Annotated in this window: 21 protein-coding genes; 17 read left to right on the plus strand and 4 right to left on the minus strand. The window is 71.6% G+C overall.

Annotated features, from left to right (window positions below):
* Nucleotides 1–4: 4 nt before the first annotated feature.
* Nucleotides 5–709 (plus strand): DUF4190 domain-containing protein, encoded by a 705-nt coding sequence (locus ACQEVM_RS08570; protein ID WP_433076552.1) that lies wholly within the window; start codon nucleotides 5–7, stop codon nucleotides 707–709.
* Nucleotides 710–772: 63 nt separating this feature from the next.
* Here ACQEVM_RS08570 and ACQEVM_RS08575 read toward each other — a convergent pair whose 3' ends face one another.
* On the minus strand, nucleotides 773–1258 hold the full coding sequence (locus ACQEVM_RS08575) for an NUDIX domain-containing protein (protein ID WP_433076554.1): 486 nt from the start codon (nucleotides 1256–1258) through the stop codon (nucleotides 773–775).
* Nucleotides 1255–1809, minus strand: a complete 555-nt coding sequence (locus tag ACQEVM_RS08580) for an NADAR family protein (protein WP_433076556.1) — start codon at nucleotides 1807–1809, stop codon at nucleotides 1255–1257. Before ACQEVM_RS08580 ends, ACQEVM_RS08575 begins: the two co-directional genes overlap by 4 nt.
* 194 nt (nucleotides 1810–2003) lie before the next feature.
* Between ACQEVM_RS08580 and ACQEVM_RS08585 the strand changes: the two genes are divergently transcribed.
* From ACQEVM_RS08585 to ACQEVM_RS08620, 8 genes are all read left to right on the plus strand, one after another.
* The gene (locus ACQEVM_RS08585; protein WP_433079892.1) at nucleotides 2004–3518 is read left to right on the plus strand and encodes a gamma-aminobutyraldehyde dehydrogenase; all 1515 of its coding nucleotides are present in this window, start codon (nucleotides 2004–2006) and stop codon (nucleotides 3516–3518) included.
* A 47-nt stretch (nucleotides 3519–3565) separates the two neighbouring features.
* Nucleotides 3566–4816, plus strand: a complete 1251-nt coding sequence (locus tag ACQEVM_RS08590) for a polyamine ABC transporter substrate-binding protein (protein ID WP_433076558.1) — start codon at nucleotides 3566–3568, stop codon at nucleotides 4814–4816.
* Nucleotides 4817–4947: 131 nt separating this feature from the next.
* Nucleotides 4948–6099, plus strand: coding sequence for an ABC transporter ATP-binding protein (locus ACQEVM_RS08595; RefSeq protein ID WP_433076560.1), 1152 nt, complete (start codon nucleotides 4948–4950; stop codon nucleotides 6097–6099).
* Complete coding sequence (locus ACQEVM_RS08600) at nucleotides 6096–7025, plus strand: ABC transporter permease (protein ID WP_433076562.1); 930 nt, start codon at nucleotides 6096–6098, stop codon at nucleotides 7023–7025. The genes ACQEVM_RS08595 and ACQEVM_RS08600 overlap by 4 nt, the downstream gene beginning before the upstream one ends.
* Nucleotides 7025–7831: an ABC transporter permease gene (locus ACQEVM_RS08605; RefSeq protein ID WP_053675209.1), complete on the plus strand. Its 807-nt coding sequence runs from the start codon at nucleotides 7025–7027 to the stop codon at nucleotides 7829–7831. Before ACQEVM_RS08600 ends, ACQEVM_RS08605 begins: the two co-directional genes overlap by 1 nt.
* 21 nt (nucleotides 7832–7852) lie before the next feature.
* Nucleotides 7853–9271, plus strand: coding sequence for an NAD(P)/FAD-dependent oxidoreductase (locus ACQEVM_RS08610; protein ID WP_433076565.1), 1419 nt, complete (start codon nucleotides 7853–7855; stop codon nucleotides 9269–9271).
* A gap of 248 nt (nucleotides 9272–9519) precedes the next feature.
* Nucleotides 9520–9981, plus strand: coding sequence for a hypothetical protein (locus ACQEVM_RS08615; RefSeq protein ID WP_433076567.1), 462 nt, complete (start codon nucleotides 9520–9522; stop codon nucleotides 9979–9981).
* 100 nt (nucleotides 9982–10081) lie between these two features.
* Nucleotides 10082–11878 (plus strand): chitinase, encoded by a 1797-nt coding sequence (locus tag ACQEVM_RS08620; RefSeq protein ID WP_433079894.1) that lies wholly within the window; start codon nucleotides 10082–10084, stop codon nucleotides 11876–11878.
* A 48-nt stretch (nucleotides 11879–11926) separates the two neighbouring features.
* Here ACQEVM_RS08620 and ACQEVM_RS08625 read toward each other — a convergent pair whose 3' ends face one another.
* A complete protein-coding gene (locus ACQEVM_RS08625; protein ID WP_433076569.1) occupies nucleotides 11927–12538 on the minus strand; it encodes a phosphatase PAP2 family protein in 612 nt (203 codons plus the stop codon).
* 370 nt (nucleotides 12539–12908) lie between these two features.
* A complete protein-coding gene (gene gabT, locus ACQEVM_RS08630; RefSeq protein WP_433076571.1) occupies nucleotides 12909–14243 on the minus strand; it encodes a 4-aminobutyrate--2-oxoglutarate transaminase in 1335 nt (444 codons plus the stop codon).
* Nucleotides 14244–14774: 531 nt separating this feature from the next.
* Here gabT and ACQEVM_RS08635 point away from each other — a divergent pair.
* From ACQEVM_RS08635 to ACQEVM_RS08670, 8 genes are all read left to right on the plus strand, one after another.
* Nucleotides 14775–15377 carry a hypothetical protein gene (locus ACQEVM_RS08635; protein WP_433076573.1) on the plus strand — a complete coding sequence of 201 codons (603 nt, stop codon included), beginning with the start codon at nucleotides 14775–14777 and terminating at the stop codon, nucleotides 15375–15377.
* Nucleotides 15335–16858, plus strand: coding sequence for an ATP/GTP-binding protein (locus ACQEVM_RS08640; protein WP_433076575.1), 1524 nt, complete (start codon nucleotides 15335–15337; stop codon nucleotides 16856–16858). The genes ACQEVM_RS08635 and ACQEVM_RS08640 overlap by 43 nt, the downstream gene beginning before the upstream one ends.
* A gap of 169 nt (nucleotides 16859–17027) precedes the next feature.
* Nucleotides 17028–18608 (plus strand): PucR family transcriptional regulator, encoded by a 1581-nt coding sequence (locus tag ACQEVM_RS08645; protein WP_433076577.1) that lies wholly within the window; start codon nucleotides 17028–17030, stop codon nucleotides 18606–18608.
* A gap of 178 nt (nucleotides 18609–18786) precedes the next feature.
* Entirely contained in the window at nucleotides 18787–20232 is a 1446-nt protein-coding gene (locus ACQEVM_RS08650; RefSeq protein ID WP_433076579.1) for an aldehyde dehydrogenase family protein, read from the plus strand.
* A 184-nt stretch (nucleotides 20233–20416) separates the two neighbouring features.
* The gene (locus ACQEVM_RS08655) at nucleotides 20417–22369 is read left to right on the plus strand and encodes an acyl-CoA dehydrogenase family protein (protein ID WP_433076581.1); all 1953 of its coding nucleotides are present in this window, start codon (nucleotides 20417–20419) and stop codon (nucleotides 22367–22369) included.
* A gap of 115 nt (nucleotides 22370–22484) precedes the next feature.
* On the plus strand, nucleotides 22485–23747 hold the full coding sequence (locus ACQEVM_RS08660; RefSeq protein ID WP_433076583.1) for a hypothetical protein: 1263 nt from the start codon (nucleotides 22485–22487) through the stop codon (nucleotides 23745–23747).
* 20 nt (nucleotides 23748–23767) lie between these two features.
* On the plus strand, nucleotides 23768–25021 hold the full coding sequence (dxr, locus tag ACQEVM_RS08665) for a 1-deoxy-D-xylulose-5-phosphate reductoisomerase (RefSeq protein WP_433076585.1): 1254 nt from the start codon (nucleotides 23768–23770) through the stop codon (nucleotides 25019–25021).
* On the plus strand, nucleotides 25018–26319 hold the full coding sequence (locus ACQEVM_RS08670; protein ID WP_433076587.1) for a M50 family metallopeptidase: 1302 nt from the start codon (nucleotides 25018–25020) through the stop codon (nucleotides 26317–26319). The genes dxr and ACQEVM_RS08670 overlap by 4 nt, the downstream gene beginning before the upstream one ends.
* Nucleotides 26320–26517 lie beyond the last annotated feature (198 nt).

A 26517-nucleotide genomic window follows, 5' to 3' on the forward strand; every position in this document is an offset into this window, starting at 1 on the left:
CCGTATGACCGACCAGAGCCCTGAACCGTCCGACCCGTGGGCACCGCCCGAACGACCGGCGGTGGACCTGGGCAAGGGACGCGGCGCGCCGGGGGACGCGGGTGTGCACGACCAGCCGACGATCGCCGGCGTGCCGGGTGCGACTGCGCCCCGGCCCTTCGACGCTGCTCCCCGGCCCGCCGACACGGCCGCGACGCCTTTCGATACGGCCGCGACGCCTTTCGGCGCGGCCGAGCAGGCTTTCGGCGCGACCGCGCCGACCGGCCCCGTCGGGTCCTGGGGGCAGGCTCCCGGTCCCGCGTACGGGTATCCGGCGCAGCCCGATCCCGCCGGATACGGCCACCCCGGGGCTTGGTTGCCGGGGCGGCCCGCACCCTACACACCCTGGTCCCCCGTGCCGACCCCGCCGAGCAACGGCCTCGCCATCACGGGGTTCGTGCTCGGCCTGCTCTCGGTCCTCGCCTGCCCGACCATGGTCGGGCCCATCGCGCTCGGCATCGCCGGGATCGTCTTCGGCGCGCTCGGCCGGGGCAAGGCGAACCGGGGTGAGGCAGGCAACGGCGGGCTCGCGCTGGCCGGTGTCATCCTCGGTTCCGTCGGCATCGTGATCGGCGTCCTGGTGACCGCGGCCTTCCTCATCGGCCCGACCTTCGACGACGTCGACCGCGAAGGGCCGTACGAGGACACCGGGGTCCAGGAGCGAATATGACCCCCGTCGACGCCGGTGGGGGACCGGGCGCGGGAGCCCGGCGGGGGACCCGGTTGTCGACGCTCAGACCCGCGCCGCCATCAGCAGCGTCGGCACCATGACGACCGCGTCGCCGTCCTCCCCGGCCTCCGGGCCGCCGTCTCCGTCGCCGTCGCCGCCCGGATCGCTCCCGGTCCCGCGGGACAGGGGGACCCAGATCAGCCCCACCATTCGGGGACAGTCGCACGCCAGGTCCTCGTCGACCCCGAGGCGGGGCTCGCCGGGCGCGACGTCCACGCGGTAGCAGGCGGTCCGGCCGGAGGGGTAGGGCGCCTCGTACGCGAACCGCACGTCCAGGGCGCGCAGGCCGACCTCCTCGGCCACCTCGCGCCGTACCGCCTCCTCGGGTTCCTCCCCGGTCTCCAGGCCGCCGCCGGGCAGCGTCCAGTACTCCGGTCCGTCGTGCCGGCCGGTGGGTCCCGTGCCCCGCTCCCGCACCATGAGCACGCAGCCGTCCCGGATGATCACCGCGGCGACCCGGCGTCGGCCGGGTATGCCCGGACCCGTCACGCGGCGTCCGTCCGCAGCCGGTCCCGGGCCTCCATGAGGGCGAAGCCGAGCAGGTTCAGCCCGCGCCACCGGGCCGGGTCCAGGGCCCGCTCGTCGTCGGCCGCCAGCCCGATGCCCCAGATCCGGTCCATCGGGCTCGCCTCCACGAGCACCCGGTTCCCGGTGCCCAGCAGGTACCCGCGCAGCGCCGGATCGGAGCCGAACTTGTGCACGCTGCCCTCCACGACCAGCGCGAACCGCTCCCGCTCCCAGACGGCGTCGTCGAAGTCGCGCACGAGGCGCCCGGCCTTCTTCGCCTCGGCCGGGGTGCCCGCCTCCAGCGCGGCACGCTCCGCCTCGGCATCCCCGAACATCCTGGCCTTGCCGGCCATCATCCAGTGCTCCGCGGTCGCGTACCGGACCTCACCCACAGTGAAAGCGGAAGGCCACCACTGGCTGAGGCAGCTCGGGCCGAGCGTCCCGCCCGGGCGCGGTCGGTGCCCCCAGAACGGCAGGAACTTCGGTCGTTCACCCCGGCTGACCTGCTTGATCAATGCGTCGATCATCTCCATGCACGCGAGTCTGGCAGTCGCCACGGACACTTCGTACGGGATTTCCGGCGCGCCTCGACACATGGTCGACCGATTCCGTCGCGTAATCAAAAGGCAACAACGGAATCACTTGGCCGAGGCCCTTGCCTCTGTCAGGATCGGCACTCAATTCGGGCTGTAGTCCGAACTGTAGCTACGGAGAGCGTGAGAGCGTGATGGGCAACCGCTTCCAGGTCAAGGACCGCTTCGCGGACGGCGCGCAGTACATCGACGGCAGGCTCAGGGCCGGCACCTCCGGTCAGTCACACACCGTGATCGACCCGGCCACCGGCGACGAGGTCCTCACCTACGAACTCGCGGGCACCGCGGACGTGGACGAGGCCGTGGCCGCCGCCAAGAGGGCCTTCCCGGCCTGGTCCGCCGCCACCCCCGGGGAGCGCTCGGACGCGCTGCACCGGCTGGCCGCCGTACTGGCCGAGCAGGCCGACGACTTCGCCCACGCCGAGTCGATCCAGTGCGGCAAGCCGCTCAAGCTGTCCACCGAGTTCGACGTACCGGGGACCATCGACAACACCGCCTTCTTCGCGGGCGCCGCCCGCCACCTCCAGGGGCAGGCCGCCGCCGAGTACTCCGGCGACCACACCTCCTACGTGCGCCGCGAGGCCATCGGGGTGGTCGGCTCCATCGCCCCGTGGAATTATCCGCTCCAGATGGCCGCCTGGAAGATCCTCCCGGCCATCGCCGCGGGCAACACCATCGTGCTGAAGCCCGCCGAGCTGACCCCGCTGACCTCGCTGATGTTCGCCCAGGCGGCCAAGGACGCGGGCCTGCCCGACGGCGTGATCAACATCGTCACCGGCGCCGGCCGGGAGGCCGGGGAGCACCTCGTCGGACACCCGGACGTCGTCATGACCTCGTTCACCGGCTCGACCGGCGTCGGCAAGCGGGTCGCCGAGATCGCCACCGCCACCGTCAAGCGGCTCCACCTGGAGCTCGGCGGGAAGGCCCCCTTCCTCGTCTTCGACGACGCCGATCTGGAGGCCGCCGCGCACGGCGCCGTCGCCGCCTCCCTGATCAACACCGGCCAGGACTGCACCGCCGCCACCCGCGCGTACGTCCAGCGCTCCCTGCACGACGCCTTCGTCGCGCGGGTCGCCGAGCTGATGGAGACCGTCCGCGTCGGAGACCCCTTCGCGCCCACCACGGACCTCGGCCCGCTGGTCTCGCACGCCCACCGCGACCGGGTCGCCGGGTTCGTCGACCGCGCCCGCTCCTACGCCACCGTCGTCACCGGCGGCGAGAGCCCCGGGGGAGACCTGGCCGGCGGGGCGTACTACCGACCGACCCTGATCTCCGGCGCGGCCCAGGACAGCGAGGTCGTCCAGTCCGAGATCTTCGGACCGGTCCTCGTGGTCCTGCCGTTCGACACCGACGACGAGGGCCTCGCACTGGCCAACGACACCCCGTACGGACTCGCGGCCTCCGCCTGGAGCCGGGACCTGTACCGGGCCAACCGGGCCACCCGCGAACTCAAGGCGGGTTGCGTGTGGGTCAACGACCACATCCCGATCATCAGCGAGATGCCTCACGGGGGCTACAAGGCCAGTGGCTTCGGAAAGGACATGAGTTCCTACTCCTTCGAGGAGTACACGCAGGTCAAGCATGTGATGTACGACAACACCGCGGTCGCCGCGAAGGACTGGCACCGCACGATCTTCGGGGACCGATAGTCACGACGCCGCCGCCGGCGGCCCTGCCACCCGAAAGGGCACAGTCCATGGAGCAGTTCGAGCCCGAGCGTCTCTCGGCGCCGCAACTCAACGCGATACGGCGCAGCCTCACCAGCGGGCGCGGCGCCCTCACCCGCCGTTCGCTGTTGCGCGCCTCAGGAGTCGGGGCGCTCACCCTCGGAGGCCTCTCGGCCCTGAGCGGTTGCGGGATCCCGCCCGCCCAACGGCAGGACGGCACGGCGGCGGCGTCCGACGACCGCTCGGAACAGGAGAAGGAGATCAACTTCTCCAACTGGACCGAGTACATGGACACCAGCGACGACGAGAAGAGCCGTCCCACCCTGGAGGAGTTCGCCAAGCGGACCGGGATCAAGGTCAAGTACACCGAGGACATCAACGACAACGTCGAGTTCTTCGGCAAGATCCGCCCGCAGCTCGCGGCCGGCCAGGACACCGGCCGCGACCTGATCGTCGTCACCGACTGGCTCGCCGCGCGCATCATCAGACTCGGCTGGGCGCAGAAGCTGGACGCCTCCCGCCTCCCGCACGCCTACGCCAACCTCTCCCCGCAGTTCCGCAGCCCCGACTGGGACCCGGGCCGCTCCCACAGCTACCCGTGGACCGGCATCTCCACCGTCATCGCCTACAACTCCAAGGCCACCGGCGGCAAGACGGTCGACTCCGTCACCCAGCTGCTCGACGACCCCACCCTCAAGGGGCGGGTCGGCTTCCTGACGGAGATGCGCGACAGCGTCGGCATGACCCTCCTGGACCAGGGCAAGGACCCGGCGAACTTCACCACGGCCGACTACGACCAGGCCATCGGTCGACTCCAGAAGGGCGTCGACAAGAAGCAGATCCGGCGCTTCACCGGCAACGACTACACCGCCGACCTCGACAAGGGCGACCTCGCCGCCTGCCTCGCCTGGGCGGGCGACGTCATCCAGCTGCAGGCCGGGAACCCGGACATCAAGTACGCGATCCCCGCGGCCGGGTACATCACCTCCAGCGACAACCTGCTCGTTCCCACCAAGGCCCGGCACAAGGCCAACGCCGAGCGGCTCATCGACTACTACTACGAACTCCCGGTCGCCGCCCGCCTGGCCGCGTACATCAGCTACGTCTGCCCGGTCGAGGGCGTCAAGGACGAGCTGGCGAAGATCGACTCCGAACTCGCGGAGAACACCCTGATCGTCCCGGACAAGGCGATGACCGCCAAGTCCCACGCCTTCCGCTCCCTCAGCTCCGAGGAAGAGACGGCGTACGAGGAGAAGTTCGCCAAGCTCATCGGCGCCTGACCGCACCCGCCGCCCCCCGGCACCGGAACCGGCACGCAGCCACGGCGGCGCCGGCACCCTCGCGTACCGGCCGCCACCGGCACCCGCGATTCCCGCACCCTTCCGAACACCACCACCGAAGGCCGCGACCCATGACTGACAAGACCGCGGGCGGCGACGTCCGCCTCGCCGGGATCAGCAAGCACTACGGCTCCTTCACCGCCGTGCATCCGCTGGACCTCACCATCCCCCAGGGCTCCTTCTTCGCGCTGCTCGGCGCCTCGGGCTGCGGGAAGACCACCACCCTGCGCATGATCGCCGGACTGGAGGAGCCCTCCACCGGCACCGTCAGCCTCGGCGACCGCGAGGTCACCGACCTGCCGCCCTACAAGCGCCCGGTCAACACCGTCTTCCAGAGCTACGCGCTCTTCCCGCACCTCGACGTCCGCGAGAACGTCGCCTTCGGGCTGCGCCGCCGCGGCATCAAGTCCGTCAAGAAGCAGGTCGACGACATGCTGGAGCTGGTCCAGCTGGGCCAGTTCGCCGGGCGCAAGCCGCACCAGCTCTCCGGAGGCCAGCAGCAGCGCGTGGCGGTCGCCCGCGCGCTCATCAACCACCCCCAGGTGCTGCTCCTCGACGAACCCCTCGGCGCCCTCGACCTCAAACTGCGCCGCCAGATGCAGCTGGAACTCAAGCGGATCCAGACCGAGGTCGGCATCACCTTCGTGCACGTCACGCACGACCAGGAGGAGGCCATGACCATGGCCGACACGGTCGCGGTGATGAACGGCGGCCGGGTCGAGCAGCTCGGCGCCCCCGCCGAGCTGTACGAGAACCCGAAGACGACCTTCGTCGCGAACTTCCTCGGCACCTCCAACCTCATCGAGGCCGAGGTGCTGGAGGCCGGCTCCGCGGACATCGTCGTGTCGAGCGCCGGCACGAAGCTCCGGCTGCCCGGCGCGCGATGTTCGACCACACCCCGCGCCGGCGAGAAGCTGCTGGTCGGGGTGCGTCCCGAGAAGATCTCCCTGGTACCCGCGGACGAGGAACACACCATAGGCGCCGGCCGCAACAAGGTCGCGGGCCGCATAGCGGACTCCTCCTTCATCGGGGTGTCCACCCAGTACGTCATCGACAGCCGGGTCTGCCCCGAGCTGGAGGTGTACGCGCAGAACATCGAACGCGACGCCCGCCTGGTCCCGGGCGCCGAGGTGATCCTGCACTGGAACCCGGCGCACACCTTCGGCCTCGACGCCGCCCAGGACATCGACGCGGGAATCGAGACGGTCGAGGAGTCCGCGTGACCACCACCGTCGCGCCGCCCCAGGCGCCCGCCCCGACCGAACCCCCGGTCCACAAGCCGTCGCTGCGCAAGCGCCTGATCCCGTACTGGCTGCTGCTGCCGGGCATCCTGTGGCTGCTGGTGTTCTTCGTGCTGCCGATGGTCTACCAGGCCTCGACCTCGGTGCAGACGGGCTCCCTGGAGGAGGGCTTCCAGGTCACCTGGCACTTCCAGACCTACTGGGACGCCTTCGCGGACTACCTTCCGCAGTTCCTGCGCTCCCTGCTGTACGCCGGTACCGCGACCGCCCTGTGCCTGCTGCTGGGGTACCCGCTGGCCTATCTGATCGCCTTCAAGGCGGGCCGGTGGAGAAACCTTTTGCTGGTGCTGGTGATCGCCCCGTTCTTCACCAGCTTCCTGATCCGCACCCTGGCCTGGAAGACGATCCTGGCCGACGGCGGCCCGGTCGTGGACGTCCTCAACAGCGTCGGCTTCCTGGACGTCACCAGCTGGCTGGGCATGACCGAGGGCGACCGGGTGTTGGCCACGCCGCTCGCAGTCGTCTGCGGGTTGACGTACAACTTCCTCCCCTTCATGATCCTTCCGCTCTACACCTCCCTGGAGCGGATCGACACCCGCCTCCACGAGGCCGCCGGGGACCTCTACGCCCGACCCGCCACGGTCTTCCGCAAGGTCACCTTCCCGCTCTCGATGCCGGGCGTGGTCTCCGGGACCCTGCTCACCTTCATCCCCGCGAGCGGCGACTACGTCAACGCGGAACTGCTCGGCTCCACGGACACCCGGATGATCGGCAACGTCATCCAGTCGCAGTACCTGCGGATCCTCGATTACCCGACGGCGGCCGCGCTGTCGTTCATCCTCATGGCCATCGTGCTGATCATGGTCACCATCTACATCCGCCGAGCGGGGACGGAGGACCTGGTCTGATGCGCACCACCACCACGTGGCTCCGCCGCAACCTCGTCGTGATCGCGGGCCTCGGCACGCTCGCCTACCTGATCCTGCCGAACATCGTCGTCACCGTGTTCTCCTTCAACAACCCGGCCGGCCGGTTCAACTACGCCTGGCAGGAGTTCTCCCTCGACGCCTGGAAGGACCCCTGCGGCGTCGCCGACCTGTGCGGCTCGCTCTCGCTGTCGCTCCAGATCGCGCTCTGGTCCACCCTCGCGGCGACCTGCCTCGGCACCGCCATCGCCTTCGCGATGGTCCGCTACCGCTTCCGGGGGCGCGGCGCCGTCAACTCGCTGATCTTCCTGCCGATGGCCATGCCCGAGATCGTGATGGCCGCCTCGCTGCTCGCCCTCTTCCTCAACATGGGCATCCAGCTGGGCTTCTGGACGATCCTCATCGCCCACATCATGTTCTGCCTCAGCTTCGTCGTCGCCGCCGTCAAGGCGCGCGTCCTGTCGATGGACCCGCGACTGGAGGAGGCCGCCCGCGACCTCTACGCGGGCCCGGTGCAGACCTTCCTGCGGGTCACCCTGCCCATCGCGGCCCCCGGGATCGCCGCGGGCGCGCTGCTGTCCTTCGCGCTCTCGTTCGACGACTTCATCATCACCAACTTCAACTCGGGCAACACCGTCACCTTCCCCATGTTCGTGTGGGGATCGGCCCAACGCGGTACGCCCGTGCAGATCAACGTCATCGGCACGGCGATGTTCGTCATCGCGGTGCTGGTGGTGCTCACCGGCCAGATGGTCGGGAACCGCCGCAAGAAAGCACAGCCCAAGTAACTCTGTAGGGAGTTGGAAGCCATGGCCCCAGTCGCCATGCGAAGCGTTGCTCAATCCCTTTCCGCAGCACTGCCGGTCTCGTACTGGTTGGACGACCCCGGCAAGCCGGCCGCGCTGCCGGCGCTGACCTCCGACGAGGCCTGCGACCTGCTGGTCATCGGCGGCGGCTACAGCGGCCTGTGGACCGCGCTCATCGCCAAGGAGCGCGACCCCGCGCGGGACGTCGTCCTGATCGAGTCCAAGGAGGCGGGCTGGGCCGCCTCCGGCCGCAACGGCGGCTTCTGCGCCGCCTCCCTCACCCACGGCCTCGCCAACGGCATGGCCCGCTGGCCCGGCGAACTCGCCAAGCTGGAGGAGTTGGGCGCCCGCAACCTCGACGAGATCGAGGCGGCCATCGCCCGGTACGGCATCGACTGCGACTTCGAGCGGACCGGCGAGATCGACGTCGCCACCGAGCCCCACCAGGTCGAGGAACTGCGCGAACTCCACGAGGAGGCGCAGAAGCTGGGCCTGGCGGGCGGTGCGCGCTGGCTCGACCGCGACGAGGTGCGCGCCGAGGTGGACTCGCCGACCTTCCTCGCGGGCCTGTGGGACACCGACGGGGTGGCGATGCTCAACCCCGCCAAGCTCGCGTGGGGCCTGAAGAAGGCCTGTACGGACCTGGGCGTACGGATCTACGAGAACACCCGCGGTCTCTCCCTGGCCCCCTCGGGCGCCGGGATGGCCGTCCGCACCCCCTACGGCCGGGTCTTCGCCCGCCGAGTGGCCCTGGGCACCAACATCTTCCCCTCGCTGGTCAAGCGGATCCGCCCCCTCACGGTCCCGGTGTACGACTACGCGCTGATGACCGAACCGCTCACGGCCGACCAGCTCAAGGCCATCGGCTGGACGAACCGGCAAGGCCTGGGCGACAGCGCCAACCAGTTCCACTACTTCCGGATCACCCCGGAGAACCGCATCCTGTGGGGCGGCTACGACGCCATCTACCCCTACCGGGGTCGCCTCGACTCCGAGTACGACGACCGCCCCGAGACCTACCTGAAGCTCGCGCAGCACTTCTTCACGGCGTTCCCGCAGTTGGAGGGCTTGAAGTTCAGCCATGCCTGGGGCGGGGCGATCGACACCTGCGCGCGCTTCTCCGCCTTCTTCGGCACCGCACACTCCGGCAAGGTCGCCTACGCGGCCGGCTACACCGGACTCGGGGTGGGGGCCACCCGCTTCGGCGCCGACGTGATGCTGGACCTGCTGGACGGCGCCACCACGGAGCGCACCGAGCTGGAGATGGTGAAGTCGAAGCCCCTGCCGTTCCCGCCGGAGCCGTTCGCCTGGACCGGGATCACGCTGACGAAGTGGTCGCTGGCCCGGGCGGACGCACGTGGCGGACGGCGGAACCTGTGGCTCAAGGCGCTGGACCGCCTCGGTCTGGGATTCGACAGCTGAACCGCTGCCGGCAGGGCCGGACGTCGACCCGGCGACCCGGCGACCCGGCGATCCATTGATCCATTGATGCGTCGATCCGTTGATCGGGTTGTCGGTTGATCGGGGACCGCACGCCCGGCGCACGCGTCGATCGACGTGTGACCCGCTTCACTGCCACGGGGTGACGAAACCCGCGTCATAGCCGAGTCCCGCCCCGCTCTCTCCCGGTGAGAACCCTTCACCGAGCGACAGCGAACGGAGACCGGGCGATGACGATCCCCGAGGACAAAACGGCAGTCGAGTGGCTGGTGTCGGTGGCACCGGATCCCGACGCCTGCCGGTGGGAATGGGAGCGCAACCCCTTCGGGGTCGCGCTCCTGCCCGCCGGCCGGCGCTGGGACGTGCTGATCCTGCCGGGGGCGCTGGGGCAGGCCACCCTCGACGTACTGACCCTGCTCATCGACCGGCCCGGCCCGGTGCTCGCCGACGCGGAGTCCAGGCTGGGCTTCTTCGTGCCCGCCGGCACCGCCTCCCGCTGGCTCGGCACGGGGGTGCGGGGGGCCGGGCACGGCGCCTGGATCGTCGTTCCGTACCCGGGCCGGGCGACCGGCGGGGTCCGCTGGGTGGTGCTCCCGGACGGCCGCGGGACGCTCACCGACCCGGCGGTGCTGGAACTCGCGATGCACGAGGCGGCGGCGCCGGCCGCGGCGGAGGAGGGCCGGACACCTTGACAAGAGCATTGGTCTGGACCATCTTGGGCGCCGCTCCCCTCCATCCCCCCATGTACCGGAGGCAGTTGTGCGCGGACCCCGCAGGGTCGCCAACGGAACCCTGTCCCTCCTTACGGCCGCCGCCCTCGCGGTGGCCGGTCTCCTCGCCGCGGGCCCGCCGGCCGCGGCCGCCGACACCGATCTGGCACGCAACGGTGGCTTCGAGGCCGGACTCGACGGCTGGAACTGCCCGGGCGGCGGCGCCGCGGCCGTCACCGCCCCCGTCCACGGCGGAAGTTCCGCCCTCAAGGCCACCCCGGCCGGCCAGGACAACGCGCGCTGTGCCCAGACCGTCACCGTCAAGCCGGACTCCACGTACACGCTCGGCGCCTGGGTGCAGGGCGCGTACGTCTACCTCGGCGCGTCCGGGACCGGCACCACCGACGTGTCCGTCTGGACGCAGAGCCCGGGCGCCTGGAAGCAGTTGAGCACCACCTTCCGCACGGGCGCCGCCACCACCTCGGTGACGGTGTACACGCACGGCTGGTACGGCCAGCCGGCCCACTTCACGGACGACGTCACCCTCGTCGGCCCGGACCCGGGCCAGACCCAACCCCAGCCCCCGGCCGCCCCCACCGGCCTCACCGCGTCCGCCGCCTCGTCGAGCGCGGTGAATCTCTCCTGGGCGGCCGCGCAGAACGCCACGTCGTACCGCGTCCACCGCGCGGGCGCCGCCGCGCTGACCGTCACCGGACCCTCGGCGACGATCACCGGCCTGACCGCGTCCACCGCCTACACCTTCCAGGTCAGCGCGGTGAACGCGGCGGGCGAGTCCCCGAAGAGCGCCCCCGTCACGGTGACCACCACCGGTGGGGGAGGCGGCGACCCGGGCAACCCGGGACTGCCCGCCCACGCCCTGGTCGGCTACCTGCACGCGAGCTTCGCCAACGGCTCCGGCTACGTGCGGATGGCGGACGTGCCCGCGTCGTGGGACGTCATCAACCTGGCCTTCGGTGAACCGACCTCGGTGACCTCGGGCGACATCCGCTTCTCGCTGTGCCCGGTCACCGAGTGCCCGAACGTCGAATCGGTCGCGGAGTTCAAGGCGGCCATCAAGGCCAAACAGGCGGCCGGCAAGAAGGTCCTGATATCCATCGGCGGCCAGAACGGCCAGGTCCAACTGGGCACCACGGCCGCCCGCGACACCTTCGTTTCCTCCGTCGGCAGGATCATCGACGAGTACGGGCTCGACGGCCTCGACATCGACTTCGAGGGCCACTCGCTCTCCCTGGCCACCGGCGACACCGACTTCCGCGCCCCCACCACCCCGGTGATCGTCAACCTGATCTCCGCCGTCAAGACCCTCAAGGCCAAGTACGGCCCGGACTTCGTCCTGACCATGGCCCCCGAGACCTTCTTCGTCCAACTCGGATACCAGTACTACGGCTCGGGCCCCTGGGGCGGCCAGGACCCGCGCGCCGGCGCCTACCTCCCGGTCATCCACGCCCTGCGCGACGACCTCACCCTGCTGCACGTCCAGGACTACAACTCCGGCTCGATCATGGGCCTCGACAACCAGTACCACTCCATGGGCGGCGCCGACTTCCACATCGCCATGACCGACATGCTGCTCACCGGCTTCCCGGTCGCCGGGAACACCGCCCGGGTCTTCCCGGCCCTGCGCCCGGACCAGGTCGCCATCGGCCTCCCGGCGACGACCAACGCGGGCAACGGCCACACCTCGCCGGCGGAGGTGAACAAGGCGCTGAACTGCCTGACGAGGAAGACCGACTGCGGGACCTACCAGACCCACGGCACCTGGCCGGCCCTGCGCGGCCTGATGACCTGGTCGATCAACTGGGACCGCTTCGGGGGCTGGGAGTTCTCCCGGAACTTCGACGGGTACTTCGGCGGCTGACGGGCGGATGCGGGGTTCGGCGGCCCGAGCAGCTCTTCCGGCTCGGGTTCAGCCGGCCCGGTCGACCTCTCCGTCGACCTCTCCGTCGGTCTCGTGGTCGTGCTGTCCGTCGGCTTCCCGTCGTCCGCCGGTCCGCGCCGCCCGGCGGACGACGAGCAGCAGGGGCGTGCACATCAAGACGCTGGCCACCACGTCCAACGGCCAGTGGAAGCCGCGCAGGACCAGGCCCACCGCCGTCAGCGCGGTCAGGGCGAGCGCGAGGGGCACCGGCCAGCGCCGCCGCGTGTACGGGGCGATCAGCAGGGCCGCGCCCACGTACGCCACGAGGGAGGTGGCCGTGTGGCCGGAGGGGAAGTAGCCGGCGGCCCAGGGCTCCAGGGGGCCCGGTCGGGCGGTCCACTCCTTGAGGGGCACGACCAGCGCGGGCACCGCGATCATGGCCAGCCCCGCCGTCAGGGCGGCGCGGCGACGGCCGCGCCAGGCGGCGTACGCCATCGCCAGGGCCAGGACGGGCAGGGCGACCGGGATGTTGCCGAGGTCCGAGAGGCGCTCGGTGACGGAGTCGGGGACCGTGCGGACGACGGCGCGGCTGAACTCCTCGTCGGGTACCAGCAGCGGCCCGGAGACGAGAACCTGCCAGGTGATGAGCGCGAAGAGCACCGCGCAGAGGGCGCAGAGGGCTCCGAAGGGCGCGAGAGAAGTGGCCGGCCGTCCCGGAACAGGGGGGATGGTTCCGGGACGGCCGCCCGGATCGGGTTGCCGGGCGCCCCGGGGGGTTTGGGGCGAACGGCTGTCCGATCGGTGAGGAGTGTGCGCGAACGCATGCCCAATACGGCGCTGGGGAAGCCCGGTACTGGTGTCGCCCTCGGTTTCCCGTGAGCGGGGTGTCTCACTCATCTGCAGAAACCGTACGCCAACCCGAAGGGGGCCGGCAGCGGGATCGCGCTCCCGCCATCGGCCCCCCACACGTTCTTCACAGTGTCCGACCGTTACCGCCGGTAGGGGTGGGTCACTGTGTTCGGGTAATCGCTCAGATGCCCGCGAATGCGGCCTCGATGACGTCCAGGCCCTCGTTCAGCAGGTCCTCGCCGATGACGAGCGGGGGGAGGAAGCGGAGCACGTTGCCGTAGGTGCCACAGGTGAGGACGAGCACGCCCTCGGCGTGGCAGGCCTTGGCGAGCGCGCCGGCGGCCTCCGGGAACGGGGTCTTGGAGACCGGGTCCTTGACGAGCTCGATCGCGATCATGGCGCCGCGGCCGCGGATGTCGCCGATGATGTCGTACTTCTCCTGCATGGCCGTCAGGCGGGTCTTCATGACGGACTCGATCTTCTTCGCCGCGGCGTTGAGGTCGAGCTCCTTCATGGTCTCGATCGAACCGAGGGCGCCGGCGCACGCCACCGGGTTGCCGCCGTAGGTGCCACCCAGGCCACCGCCGTGCACGGAGTCCATCATCTCGGCGCGGCCCGTCACCGCGGCGAGCGGCAGGCCGCCCGCGATGCCCTTGGCGGTGGTGATCAGGTCCGGGACGATGCCCTCGTCCTCGCACGCGAACCACTGGCCGGTACGGCAGAAGCCCGACTGGATCTCGTCCGCGACGAACACGATGCCGTTGTCGTTGGCGAACTTCACCAGCGCCGGGAGGAAGCCCTTGGCCGGCTCGATGAAGCCGCCCTCGCCGAGGACCGGCTCGATGATGATCGCGGCGACGTTGTCGGCGCCGATCTGCTTGCTGATCTGGTCGATCGCCTGCGCGGCGGCCTCGGGGCCGCAGTTCTCGGCGCCGGTGGGCCAGCGGTAGCCGTAGGCGACCGGGACGCGGTAGACCTCGGGCGCGAACGGACCGAAGCCCTGCTTGTACGGCATGTTCTTCGAGGTCAGCGCCATCGTCAGGTTCGTACGGCCGTGGTAGCCGTGGTCGAAGACGACGACGGCCTGACGCTTGGTGTACGAGCGGGCGATCTTGACCGCGTTCTCGACGGCCTCGGCGCCGGAGTTGAACAGCGCGGACTTCTTGGCGTGGTCGCCCGGGGTCAGCTCGGCCAGGGCCTCGCAGACCTCTACGTAACCCTCGTACGGCGTGACCATGAAACAGGTGTGGGTGAAGTCGGCGAGCTGCGCGGAGGCGCGGCGCACGACCGCCTCGGCGGAGGCGCCCACCGAGGTCACGGCGATGCCGGAGCCGAAGTCGATCATGCGGTTGCCGTCGATGTCCTCGATGATGCCGCCGCCCGCGCGGGCCGTGAAGACGGGGAGCACGGAGCCCACGCCACCGGCCACCGTCGCCAGGCGGCGAGCCTGCAGTTCCTGCGACTTGGGGCCGGGGATCGCGGTGACGATGCGGCGCTCCTGCGGGACAGCGGTCATAGGGGGCTCCTGGGGGTGTTTTCGGACGCACTTGTGTCTTTGTCCGCAGGCTAGGCCCGGGGACGGTGGTCCTGCATGCTCCGTTAGGGAGTGGTGCGCGCGTGTCCTTGTCCGGGACGGCCATAGGGCGGCCGCGGCGCGTGTCCGGGACGGCACTGCCGCTGCGACGGCGCGTGTCGTGTGGATCATGACGGGGTACGGGCCCCGGGGCGCCCGCGGCCACTAGATTGAGCGCGCAGCGCAGCGCAGTGAACGGGCAGGGGGCAGGGGTTCATGAACACCGACGGTGCGTACGAGGGACAGTCGCTCCGCGCGGACCACGTGCCGAGACCGGCGGGCCCGCCGGGAGTCCCCCCGAAACCGACCCACGCGCCTGGGGCGGGGGCCGGGCACGCGGCCGGCGCCCCGCTGGCGGACTGGGCGCGCACACCGCGCCCGAAGGCCGAGCCGGGTGTCTGGCGCTTCGGACATCAACCACGCCAGACGGGCCGTACCGATCCGGCGACGGACCGCGCGCTGCTGACCGGGGCGGTGATCTCGTTCCTGGCGTGCGTACTGCTGTGGTCGCTACTGACCAACGGCTACATCCCCTATTTCGACGTCCCGCTCAAGCTCTTCACCCCGAACGATTGGTGGGAGCTGGGCGGTGACCCGGTCGACGGCCGGGGTGCCGCCGGTTTTCAGGCGTACATGCTTCTGCTCACCGCCGGATTGGTGGTGTGGTTCAGCAGGCTCGGGTCGTGGCGTCTTGCGTTCGACCGCCTCGTGGGGGCTCGCGGGGGCCGCGCGAGGGCTGCGGGGGCCTTGGTGGGGGCGTGGTTCGTCCTGATGCTGATCTTCACGAACACGCTGACGGTGCTGGGCCTCTTGGCGGATCACCTTCCCTACAAGGACATGAGTGACGGCCTGAAGAAACTGGTCGTCTGCCTCGTGTACGTGGTGGCCGCGGCTCCCGTAATCGTCTTCTTCGTTCGACTGGGCCGCGGGCCTGTACCGGTGACGGATGCGGATAGTCCGTCCACGCAGGTCGCCCCCCCACCCCCGAAGACCCCGTCGCCTTCAGCGAGATCCGCGGCGCCGGGCTCGGGGAGGTGGCCGATCGGCTGGGCGGGGAGATCGGGGCCGGGCGGATGAACGACGTGGACTACGCCCGGATCCGCCGTGCCTGGGAGTCCGTGCGCGTCGATCCCTCGCGTGCGCGGGCCTTCGCCGACGCGGTTCGGAGCAACGGCGCGGGGGCCTGTGTGCATCCCTCCGGGGCGCGGGACCTGCCCGTGCGGGCCGCGCGGCACGATCTGCTGACCCGGCAGGTGCTGCTGGGCACGGTGGAGGACGGGGAGCGCAATCCCTGGGCCCGGCGCGGGACCGCGCTCGCCCTCGATCCGGAGGTGCTCGGCACCTCGTTGGTGGCCGTCGGGCCCTCCGGCTCCGGCAAGACCCGTCACCTGGTCCGCCCCGTGGTGGAGGCCCTGGCGCTCCAGGCGCTGGCCGGGCAGGCGGCCGTCGTCGCCGTCGGTTCGGCGGGTGCCCGGCTCGGCCCGGACTCGGCGTACGACATCGTGGTCCGGATCGGCGATCCGGAGTCCGTCCACGACCTCGACCTGTACGGCGGTGCCACCGACCCCGACGAGGCGGCCGGTCTGCTCGCCGAGGCGTTCGTCGGGGACGTCCCGGGGGCCGAGGTGCGGCGCGCCGCGACGGCCCTCGCCCAGTTGCTCGGGCCGTTCCACACGGCCCGCGGGCGCTTCCCCTCCGTGCCGGAGCTGCGCGACCTCCTCGACCCCGCCGGCGACGCGTCGGACGCGTTGCGCCGGGAGCTGGAGGCCGCCGGGCAGCCCGCGATGCTGCGCGAGCTCGATGCCCGCAGCCGGCAGCGCGGGGCCCCGGGCGATCCCGCTCCGGCGCTCGCGGACCGGCTGGCCCTGCTGGACCGGCCCGCCTTCCACGGGTTCTTCGACACCTCCGGACAGAGCCGGCCGTTCTCGGTGCGGGCGATGGAGCATCCGATCCGGGTCCGGGTGGACCTGCCCGAGCGGGGGCACGCCGGCGCGTCGCGGATGCTGGCACGGCTGCTGCTCGCCCAGTTCAACGCCTCCGTCGCGGCCCGCACGGACCGCTCGCTCTTCGCGTTCCTCGCCTTCGACGACGCCTCGCACACCCTGACCCCGGAGACCGTGCGCGGGGTGCAGCGGCTGAGGTCGGCGAACGCGGGGGTGCTGTTGACGCTGCGCACCCTCGACGACGTGCCGGACGGGTTGCGGACCCCGCTGCTGGGCGCGGTGGGCTGTCGGATGGCCTTCTCCGGGGTCACCACCTGGGACGGGAAGCGGTTCGCCGAGGCCTGGGGCACGGAGTGGGTGGAGACGCGGGACGTCACCCACCGGACGGTCTTCGCCGACCAGCCGCTGACCCGGGCCATCCACGCCTTCCGGAAGCTGGTCACGGGCAAGGCCGTGACCACGGACGCGGTGACCGTGCGGCAGGTGGAGCGCGAGCGCTGGTCGGCGTCCGACCTGGCGCACGCCGTGCCACCGGACCACGCCGTGCTCTCGCTGACCTCGGTCCGGGGGGAGCGGGCCGCGCCCCTGCTGGTCAGGCTGGCCGGATCGAGCTGAGCGGACCCGTACGAGGTGGCAGAATCGAGGGGAGTCGTTCATACGACACGGCGAAATACCCTTCGCCCGACCCGGTGACAGGCTCCGTGCCCGACACGGCGACCCACCCCCCGCTCCGTGCCCGGCCTTCCCGCCGCCCCACTCCTCCGTCTAAGGCCCCTGGTACCCGATGCCGCTCACCCTCGCCTCGCTCGTCCAGCACTCGGCGCTCAAGCTCAGCGTCCGGGCGGGGGAGGGCCGCCTCGACACGCCCGTGCGCTGGGCCCACGTCAGCGAGCTCGCCGACCCCGTCCCCTACATGGAGGGCGGCGAACTGCTGCTGATCACCGCGATGAAACTGGACGCGGAGGACCCCGAGGAGATGCGGCGGTACGTACGGAGGCTCTCGGCCTCCGGCGTCGTCGGCATCGGCTTCGCGATCGGCGTCAACTACGAGGCGATCCCCCGGGCCCTGGTCGAGGCGGCGGCGGCGGAGGACCTGCCGCTGCTGGAGGTGCCGCGCCGCACCCCGTTCCTCGCCATCAGCAAGGCGGTCTCGGCGGCCCTCGCGGCAGACCAGTACCGGGCCGTGACGGCCGGCTTCGAGGCGCAGCGGGAGCTGACCCGCGCCGCCCTGTCGGCCGACGGCCCCGCCGAACTCCTGACGAAGCTGGCGGCGCACGTACACGGATGGGCCGCGTTGTACGACACCTCGGGCGCGGTGGTCGCGGCGGCCCCCGACTGGGCGGCCCGCCGGGCGGCCCGGCTGACCCCGGACGTGGAGCGGCTGCGGGAGCGGCCGGCGCCCGCGAGCGCGGTGGTGGGCGGCTCCGACGACCGCGTCGAACTCCAGTCGCTGGGTACGGGGCGGCGGGCGCGGGGCGCGCTCGCGGTCGGCACCGGCGCCCCGCTGGGCACGGCGGAGCGGTACGCCGTGCACTCGGCGGTGGCCCTGCTGACACTCACCACCGAGCGGTCCCGTTCCCTGCACGACGCGGAGTCCCGGCTGGGGGCCGCCGTGCTGCGGATGCTGATGGTCGGCGAGGCGGAGCGTGCGCTGGCCGTCGCCGGGGATCTGTACGGGGCGCTCCTGGAGTCCCCGTTCCGGATCGTGGTGGCCGAGCCGGCCCTGACGGGGACGGCCCAACCGGAGGGCCTCGCCCAGTTGGCCGACGCGGTGGAGTCGGCGGCGGCCCGTACCGGCGAGGCGCTGCTGGTGGTGCCCGAGGAGGGGCGGCTGGTGGTCCTGGCGGCCGAGGCGGGTTCCGCGGCACGGGCCTGCGCGGAGCACGCGGAACTGCTGGAGGCGCGGCGCGGCCGGGACACGACCGGGCCCGAGCCCGACGAACTGGTGATCGGACTGTCGGGCACGGCCGGACCCGCCGGAGTGGCGGCGGCCTTCAAACAGGCGGACCAGGCGCTCGCCGTGGCCAGGCGGCGCGGCCGGGCGATGGTGGAGCACGAGGACCTGGCGGCGGGGTCGGTGCTGCCGCTGCTGGCCGACGACGCGGTACGGGCCTTCGCGGACGGCACTCTGCGGGCCCTGCGGGAACACGACGCGAAGGGGCGGGGCGACCTGGTGGCGTCGCTTCAGGCCTGGCTCTCCCGGCACGGCCAGTGGGACGCGGCGGCGGTGGACCTGGGCGTGCACCGGCACACGCTGCGGTACCGGATGAAGCGGGTGGAGGAGATCCTCGGCCGCTCGCTGGACGACCCGGACGTCCGGATGGAACTCTGGCTCGCCCTGAAGGCCGCCTCGACCGTCTCCTAGGCCGGCTCGGCAGAGTGGCGAGTGGCGCCCGGCCCGCGCGAGCGGCCCCGACACTGACAAAGCGGCGCGGGTCGACCTCCGTGTACTCCATGCCGGACAAACAACGAATCCTCCGCGGAGTCCTACGGTGGTGGGGACAAGGACCCCCACCGCACAACTCCGAAGGGCCGGGATTCGCATGACTTCCACCCACGCCTTCTGGCTCGCCGGCCGCCTGGCCACCGGCGAGGACAGCTTCGACGTCCACTCCCCGTGGGACGGTCGCCTGGTCGGCTCCGTCAGCGTGCCGACCGACGCACAGGTCGAAGAGGCCGTGGCCGCGGCGCACGCCGTGACGGCGGAGTTCTCCGCGACCCCCGCCCACGTACGGGCCGCCGCCCTGGACCACGTGTCCAAGCGGCTCGCCGAGCGCACCGAGGAGATCGCCCAGCTGATCTCCGCCGAGAACGGCAAGCCCATCAAGTGGGCGCGCGGTGAGGTCGGCCGTGCGGTGTCCGTGTTCCGTTTCGCCGCCGAGGAAGCCCGCCGCTTCAACGGGGGAGAGGCCCAGCGCCTCGACACCGACGCCGGTGGCGTCGGCCGCCTCGCGCTGACCCGCCGCTTCGTCAAGGGTCCCGTGCTCGGCATCGCGCCGTTCAACTTCCCGCTGAACCTGTGCGCCCACAAGGTGGCCCCCGCCATCGCCGTCGGCGCGCCGATCATCCTGAAGCCGGCCCCGGCCACCCCGCTCTCCGGCCTGATCCTCGGCGAGCTGCTCGCCGAGACGGACCTGCCGGTCGGCTCCTGGTCCGTCCTGCCCGTGGCGAACGACAAGATGCCCGCCCTGGTCAAGGACGAGCGCCTGCCCGTCATCTCCTTCACCGGCTCCGACACGGTCGGCTACGCCATCCAGCAGTCGGTGCCCCACAAGCACTGCACGCTGGAGCTCGGCGGCAACGCCGCGGCCGTCGTCCTCGCCGACTGGTCCTCGGAGGCCGACCTCGAATGGGCCGCGACCCGCATCGCGACCTTCTCGAACTACCAGGCCGGCCAGTCCTGCATCTCGGTGCAGCGCGTGATCGCCGACGCCTCCGTCTACGACCGCCTCGTCGAGAAGGTCGTCGAGAAGGTCCGGGCGCAGGTCACCGGTGACCCGTCCGACTCCGCGACCGACGTCGGTCCGCTCGTCTCCGAGGCCGCCGCCCAGCGCGTCGAGTCCTGGGTGGACGAGGCCGTCTCCGCCGGCGCCAAGCTGCTCACCGGTGGCAAGCGCGAGGGTGCCTCGTACGAGCCCACCGTCGTCGCCGACCTGCCGGCCGGTGTCACGCTCGCCGTCGAGGAGGTCTTCGGGCCGGTCCTCACGCTGCGGAAGGTCGACGGGGTCGACGAGGCCTTCGCCGCCGTCAACGACTCGAAGTTCGGTCTGCAGACCGGCGTGTTCACCCGTGACATCCAGGTCGCGTTCCGCGCGCACCGCGAGCTGGAGGTCGGCGGTGTGATCGTCGGCGACGCGCCGTCCTACCGCGCCGACCAGATGCCGTACGGCGGCGTCAAGCAGTCCGGTGTCGGTCGCGAGGGCGTCCGCTACGCCATGGACGACTACACGTACGAGCGGGTCCTGGTCCTCACCGGCCTGGACATCTGAGCGCACTCGTACCGCCACGAGCCGACGGCCGGAGCCCACTGTGCGGGGGCTCCGGCCGTCTCCTTTTCGCCCACCCGGCCGGACGCCCCTTTTCAGGGCGCACGAAACGGGTACCACTCACCAGGTAGCACCGACCGGTATCCGGAAAGTCAACCGACTTCGGCGGCGAGGTGAGTCCCCTCTCATGTCCGCAACACAGCCCAGCGGCACTCAGCCCAAGGTGACCGAGCGCGAGGCACGGCAGGTCGCGGAAGCGGCCCGGGAACAGGACTGGCGCAAGCCCAGCTTCGCGAAGGAACTCTTCCTCGGGCGGTTCCGGCTCGACCTGATCCACCCCCATCCGCAGCCCGCCGACGAGGACGTCCGGCGCGGCGAGGCCTTCCTGGCCCGGCTGCGGCAGTTCTGCGAGACCGAGATCGACGGGGCCCGCATCGAACGCGAGGCCAGGATCCCCGACGAGACCGTGCGCGGACTGAAGGAACTCGGCGCACTCGGGATGAAGATCGACCCGAAGTACGGGGGCCTCGGCCTCACCCAGGTGTACTACAACAAGGCGCTCGCACTCGTCGGTTCGGTCAGCCCCGCCATCGGGGCCCTGCTCTCCGCCCACCAGTCGATCGGCGTCCCCCAGCCCCTCAAGATGTTCGGCACCCGGGAGCAGAAGGACACCTACCTGCCCCGCTGCGCCACCACCGCCATCAGCGCCTTCCTGCTCACCGAACCCGACGTGGGCTCCGACCCGGCGCGACTGGCCACCACGGCGGTACCGGACGAGAGCGGCGACGGGTACCTCCTCGACGGGGTGAAGCTCTGGACCACCAACGGGGTGGTCGCCGACCTGCTCGTCGTCATGGCCCGGGTGCCGAAGAGCGAGAACCACCGGGGCGGGATCACCGCCTTCGTGGTCGAGGCGGACTCGCCCGGCATCACCGTCGAGCACCGCAACGCCTTCATGGGCCTGCGCGGTCTGGAGAACGGCGTCACCCGCTTCCATCAGGTGCGGGTCCCCGCGACCCAGCGGATCGGCGCCGAGGGCGCCGGTCTGAAGATCGCGCTCACCACCCTGAACACCGGACGCCTCTCGCTGCCCGCCATGTGCGTCGGCGCCGGCAAGTGGTGTCTGAAGATCGCCCGCGAGTGGTCGGGCGTGCGCGAGCAGTGGGGTCGGCCGGTGGCCCGGCACGAGGCGGTCGGCGCCAAGATCGCCTTCATCGCCGCCACCACCTTCGCCCTGGAGGCCGTGGTCGACCTCGCTTCCCAGATGGCCGACGAGGACCGCAACGACATCCGCATCGAGGCCGCCCTCGCGAAGCTGTACGGCTCCGAGATGGCCTGCCTGATGGCCGACGAACTGGTCCAGATCCGCGGCGGACGCGGCTTCGAGACGGCCGAGTCGCTGGCCGCCCGCGGCGAGCGGGCCGTCCCCGCCGAACAGATGCTCCGCGATCTGCGCATCAACCGGATCTTCGAGGGCTCGACCGAGATCATGCACCTGCTCATCGCGCGGGAGGCGGTGGACGCCCACCTGTCGGTGGCCGGCGACCTCATCGACCCCGAGAAGGCGATCGGCGACAAGGCGAAGGCCGGCGCCCGGGCGGCCGGGTTCTACGCGCGCTGGCTGCCCAGGCTGGCCACCGGGGCCGGTCAGGTGCCGGGGACCTACCGGGAGTTCCACCCCGACGGCCACCCCGACCTCGCCACCCACCTGCGCTACGTCGAGCGGACCTCCCGCAAACTCGCCCGATCGACGTTCTACGCCATGTCCCGCTGGCAGGGGCGGATGGAGACGAAGCAGGGCTTCCTCGGCCGGATCGTGGACATCGGCGCCGAACTCTTCGCGATGAGCGCCGCCTGTGTGCGCGCCGAGCACCTGCGGGCGACCGGCGACCACGGCCGCGAGGCCTACCAACTCGCCGACGCCTTCTGCCGGCAGTCCCGGATCCGCGTCGAGGAACTCTTCGGCCGGCTCTGGTCCAACACCGACGACCTGGACGGCAAGGTCGTCGCCGGCGTGCTGTCCGGCACCTACACCTGGCTGGAGGAGGGCATCCTCGACCCCTCGGGCGACGGCCCGTGGATCGCCGACGCCACACCGGGCCCGTCCACCCGCGAAAACGTCCACCGCCCGCTGCGCTGACCTGCGAGGATCAAGGCGGGCCCGGACCACGAGGAGCGATCCGAACGACCGAGTGACCGGCCCCGCGCACAGGACGAGTACCGGCACGAGCACGAGGCGGACGGGAACGATGGCGATGGCCGAGGAAGACCGTCACAGCCGACGGCTGGCCTGGTGCGTGGCACACCTGCTGCGCCACGCACCGGACCCCGTCACGGCCGACCTGACGGGCCGGCTGGACGACACCACCCGCAAGTACCTGCTCCGCGACGAGTACCTGCCCGCCTCCCTCGTCACGCTCGTGCTGCGGCACGGCGGCGACGAGGACCGACGGACCGTCGCCCGCAACCCGCGCGTGTTCGGGCGCCCGCTGCCGGGTCTGCCCGGACCCGCGCGGTACGCGGCCCGCCCCGCGCCCGGCCCGGAACTCCTCGCGGCCCTGGGCGTCGGCCCCGGCCCGCTGGACACCGACGAACTGATCGGGCTGCTGCGCGCGCACGGCGCCCGCCCCCGACTCCCCCTCACCCTGCTGCGGCTGCCGCACACCCTCGACCCCGAGCTGCTGCGCGCCCGGCACGCCCGCGACCCGCTGCCGCCCGGCGCGATCGAGGCGCTGCTCCTGGTCGGCGCCCTGCCCCTGGACGTGTCCGTCGCGCTGCTCGCCGGCACGCCGGGGGAGACGTACGGGCGCCGCTGGTACCGCCCCGCCGTACGGGCCGTCCGGATGGGGCTCCTGACCTGCGACGAGCTGGTCTCCCGAGTGGCTCCCGCCGAGCGGACCCTGCTCCTGGCGAACCTGCCCGCCGGTCCGGGCGGGCTGCGCTGGAACGTGCCCGAACAGGCCGAGGTCCGGTCCGCCGTGCGCCGGGTGCTGCGCCCCACCCTGGGTGACGACCCGCGCTGGTGGCCGATCCTGAGCCGGCACGCCGTCGGCTTCGACGGCCCGCTGCCCGAACTGGTCGAGCTGGTGGCCGCGCGGGAGACCCCGCCCGCCGGCGCCCACACCGGCCCCGAACCGGTCGGCGGGGTGGAACGCGAACTGGCCCTGGTCAGCCTGGCCGTGCCGATGGAGCAGGTCAGCGAGGACATCCGATGGGTCCGTGACTGCCTCGACCGGGGCCTGCTCACCGGGGCCGACGTGATCCGCCACAAGGTGCCCGCCTGTTGGGCCCTGGACGAGGACCACTGGCTCGGCGACATCGACCACCCCGACCGCCACGACCGTCCCGAGGCCGTCCACGCGGCCCGCGCCGAGGCGGACCGGCTGTTCGCCGAGGCCCTCGGCGCGGACGCGGACGCCTGGTGGCGGGCCGCCCGGGCGCTCCCCGACTTCGCCGGGACGCTGCCGGAGTTGTTGGCCGGCGTGATTCAAGGGGACTCCGTGTCCAACCGCGCCTGAGTTGCGGCAACAATGGGAGCATGAGCGACAGCCCAGCCCCCCTCGCCGATCCGCACCTCCTCTTCGACCCCGCGGTCGGCCGCCGGGACATCGTCATCCTCGGGTCGACCGGGTCCATCGGGACCCAGGCCATCGACCTCGCCCTGCGCCATCCGGACCGCTTCCGCGTGACGGCGCTGTCCGCCGCCGGCGGGCGCGTCGCGCTGCTGGCCGAGCAGGCCCGGCTGCTGCGGGTCGACACGGTCGCCGTGGCCGACGAGGACGCCGTACCGGCCCTGAAAGAGGCGCTGAGCGCCCAGTACGGCGGCGGCGAGCCGCTGCCGGAGATCCTGGCCGGTCCCGACGCGGCGAGCGAACTGGCCGCGTCCGCGTGCCACACCGTGCTCAACGGCATCACCGGCTCCATCGGCCTCGCGCCCACCCTCGCCGCCCTGCGGGCCGGCCGGACCCTCGCCCTGGCCAACAAGGAATCGCTGATCGTCGGCGGTCCCCTGGTCAAGGCGCTGGCGAAGCCCGGCCAGATCATCCCGGTGGACTCCGAGCACGCCGCGCTGTTCCAGGCGCTCGCCGCCGGCACCCGGGCCGACGTGCGCAAGCTCGTGGTCACCGCCTCCGGCGGCCCCTTCCGCGGCCGCACCCGTGCCGAACTGGCCCACGTCACCGTCCAGGACGCGCTGGCGCACCCCACCTGGGCCATGGGCCCGGTCATCACCATCAACTCGGCGACCCTGGTCAACAAGGGGCTGGAGGTCATCGAGGCGCACCTGCTCTACGACATCCCCTTCGACCGCATCGAGGTCGTCGTCCACCCGCAGTCCCACGTCCACTCGATGGTCGAGTTCACGGACGGCTCCACCCTGGCGCAGGCCACCCCGCCGGACATGCGCGGTCCGATCGCGATCGGCCTCGGCTGGCCCGAGCGGATCCCCGACGCGGCCCCGGCGTTCGACTGGACCAAGGCGTCGACCTGGGAGTTCTTCCCCCTGGACACCGAGGCCTTCCCGTCGGTGGGACTGGCCCGCCACGTGGGCGCCCTGGGCGGCTCCGCCCCGGCCGTGTTCAATGCGGCGAACGAGGAGTGCGTGGCCGCCTTCCTGGCCGGTCGGCTGCCGTTCACAGCAATCATGGATACGGTCTCGGCTGTGGTCGATGAGCACGGAACGCCGGAGGCGGGAACTTCCCTGACCGTCCGGGACGTCCTTGAAGCGGAGACCTGGGCCAGGGCCCGGGCACGGGAGATGGCGGCACGCGCCGCCGTGGAGGCGAGCGCATGACGATACTGCTGACCTTGATCGGTGTGGTCGTCTTCGCGGTCGGCCTGCTGGTCTCCATCGCCTGGCACGAACTCGGCCACCTCTCCACGGCCAAGATGTTCGGCATCCGCGTGCCCCAGTACATGGTCGGCTTCGGCAGGACCGTCTGGTCGCGGAAGAAGGGCGACACGGAGTACGGGATCAAGGCCATCCCGATGGGCGGCTACATCCGCATGATCGGGATGTTCCCGCCCGGCGAGGACGGCAAGGTCACCGCCCGCTCGACGTCGCCCTTCCGCTCGATGATCGAGGACGCGCGCTCCGCCGCGTACGAGGAGCTCCAGCCCGGCGACGAGACGCGGCTGTTCTACACGCGCAAGCCGTGGAAGCGCGTGATCGTGATGTTCGCCGGGCCGTTCATGAACCTGGTCCTGGCCGTGGCGATCTTCCTGGCCACGCTGATGACCTTCGGCGTCAACACCCAGACCACCGTGGTCAGCAGCGTGTCCGACTGCGTGCTCCAGCAGAGCGAGAAGCGCGACAAGTGCGCCGCCGGCGACCCGGTGGCCCCCGCCAAGGCCGCGGGCCTGCTGCAGGGCGACAAGATCGTCGCGTTCAACGGCAGGAGGGTCGACGACTGGTCGGCGCTCCAGAAGGACATCCGCGCCACCGTCGGCCCGGCCACCGTCACCGTGGAGCGCGCGGGCCGACTGGTCGACCTGAAGCCCACCCTGATCGAGAACACGGTCGCCAAGACCGACGGTCGCGGCGAGTACGTCAAGGACCAGTACGTCACCGCGGGCTTCCTCGGCTTCGCGCCGGCCAGCGGTTACGTGGAGCAGTCCTTCCCGCAGGCGGTCTCCCGCATGGGCGACATGATGGAGTCCGGGGTCGAGTCCCTGGTCGCGCTCCCGTCCAAGATCCCGGCTCTGTGGAACTCCGTCTTCAACGGGGCCGAGCGCGACGTGAACGGCCCCATGGGCATCGTGGGCGCCGCCCGGGTCAGCGGCGAGATCTTCACCCTGGACCTGCCGCCCACCCACATCCTGGTGATCTTCCTGAACCTGGTGGCGGGCTTCAACCTCTCGCTGTTCCTGTTCAACATGCTGCCCCTGCTGCCGCTCGACGGCGGTCACATCGCGGGCGCGCTGTGGGAGTCGGTACGCCGCAACGTGGCCCGCGTCTTCCGCCGGCCGGACCCCGGTCCGTTCGACGTGGCGCGGCTGATGCCACTGGCCTACGTGGTCGCGGGAGTCTTCGTCTGCTTCACCCTGCTGGTGCTCGTGGCCGACGTGGTGAACCCGATCAAGATCACCTGACGCGTCCGGTCCGATCTGCGGATCGACCGCTCATGCGAAAGTCGTACGACCATGCGTAGGGGGCCGGGCACACATCGTGCCCGGCCCCTCGCGTTCGGGTGGCGCACCCCCGGCGATGCACGGGTCCCGTGCTGATTGGCGTAATCTCGAAGCCTGGAGCCCGCCGATCTCGGGACCTTGATCCACACCTTGGGGTTG

The sequence above is a fragment of the Streptomyces sp. CA-243310 genome (assembly GCF_050936775.1).
GTDB lineage: Bacteria > Actinomycetota > Actinomycetes > Streptomycetales > Streptomycetaceae > Streptomyces.

Bases quoted from the DNA above. Each gene is read 5' to 3' on its own strand.
- ACQEVM_RS08570 (WP_433076552.1), top strand. From the start codon at position 5: ATGACCGACCAGAGCCCTGAACCGTCCGACCCGTGGGCACCGCCCGAA.
- ACQEVM_RS08580 (WP_433076556.1), bottom strand. From the start codon at position 1,809: ATGGAGATGATCGACGCATTGATCAAGCAGGTCAGCCGGGGTGAACGA.
- ACQEVM_RS08585 (WP_433079892.1), top strand. From the start codon at position 2,004: ATGGGCAACCGCTTCCAGGTCAAGGACCGCTTCGCGGACGGCGCGCAG.
- ACQEVM_RS08590 (WP_433076558.1), top strand. From the start codon at position 3,566: ATGGAGCAGTTCGAGCCCGAGCGTCTCTCGGCGCCGCAACTCAACGCG.
- ACQEVM_RS08595 (WP_433076560.1), top strand. From the start codon at position 4,948: ATGACTGACAAGACCGCGGGCGGCGACGTCCGCCTCGCCGGGATCAGC.
- ACQEVM_RS08605 (WP_053675209.1), top strand. From the start codon at position 7,025: ATGCGCACCACCACCACGTGGCTCCGCCGCAACCTCGTCGTGATCGCG.
- ACQEVM_RS08610 (WP_433076565.1), top strand. From the start codon at position 7,853: ATGGCCCCAGTCGCCATGCGAAGCGTTGCTCAATCCCTTTCCGCAGCA.
- ACQEVM_RS08615 (WP_433076567.1), top strand. From the start codon at position 9,520: ATGACGATCCCCGAGGACAAAACGGCAGTCGAGTGGCTGGTGTCGGTG.
- gabT (WP_433076571.1), bottom strand. From the start codon at position 14,243: ATGACCGCTGTCCCGCAGGAGCGCCGCATCGTCACCGCGATCCCCGGC.
- ACQEVM_RS08645 (WP_433076577.1), top strand. From the start codon at position 17,028: ATGCCGCTCACCCTCGCCTCGCTCGTCCAGCACTCGGCGCTCAAGCTC.
- ACQEVM_RS08650 (WP_433076579.1), top strand. From the start codon at position 18,787: ATGACTTCCACCCACGCCTTCTGGCTCGCCGGCCGCCTGGCCACCGGC.
- ACQEVM_RS08655 (WP_433076581.1), top strand. From the start codon at position 20,417: ATGTCCGCAACACAGCCCAGCGGCACTCAGCCCAAGGTGACCGAGCGC.
- ACQEVM_RS08660 (WP_433076583.1), top strand. From the start codon at position 22,485: ATGGCCGAGGAAGACCGTCACAGCCGACGGCTGGCCTGGTGCGTGGCA.
- dxr (WP_433076585.1), top strand. From the start codon at position 23,768: ATGAGCGACAGCCCAGCCCCCCTCGCCGATCCGCACCTCCTCTTCGAC.
- ACQEVM_RS08670 (WP_433076587.1), top strand. From the start codon at position 25,018: ATGACGATACTGCTGACCTTGATCGGTGTGGTCGTCTTCGCGGTCGGC.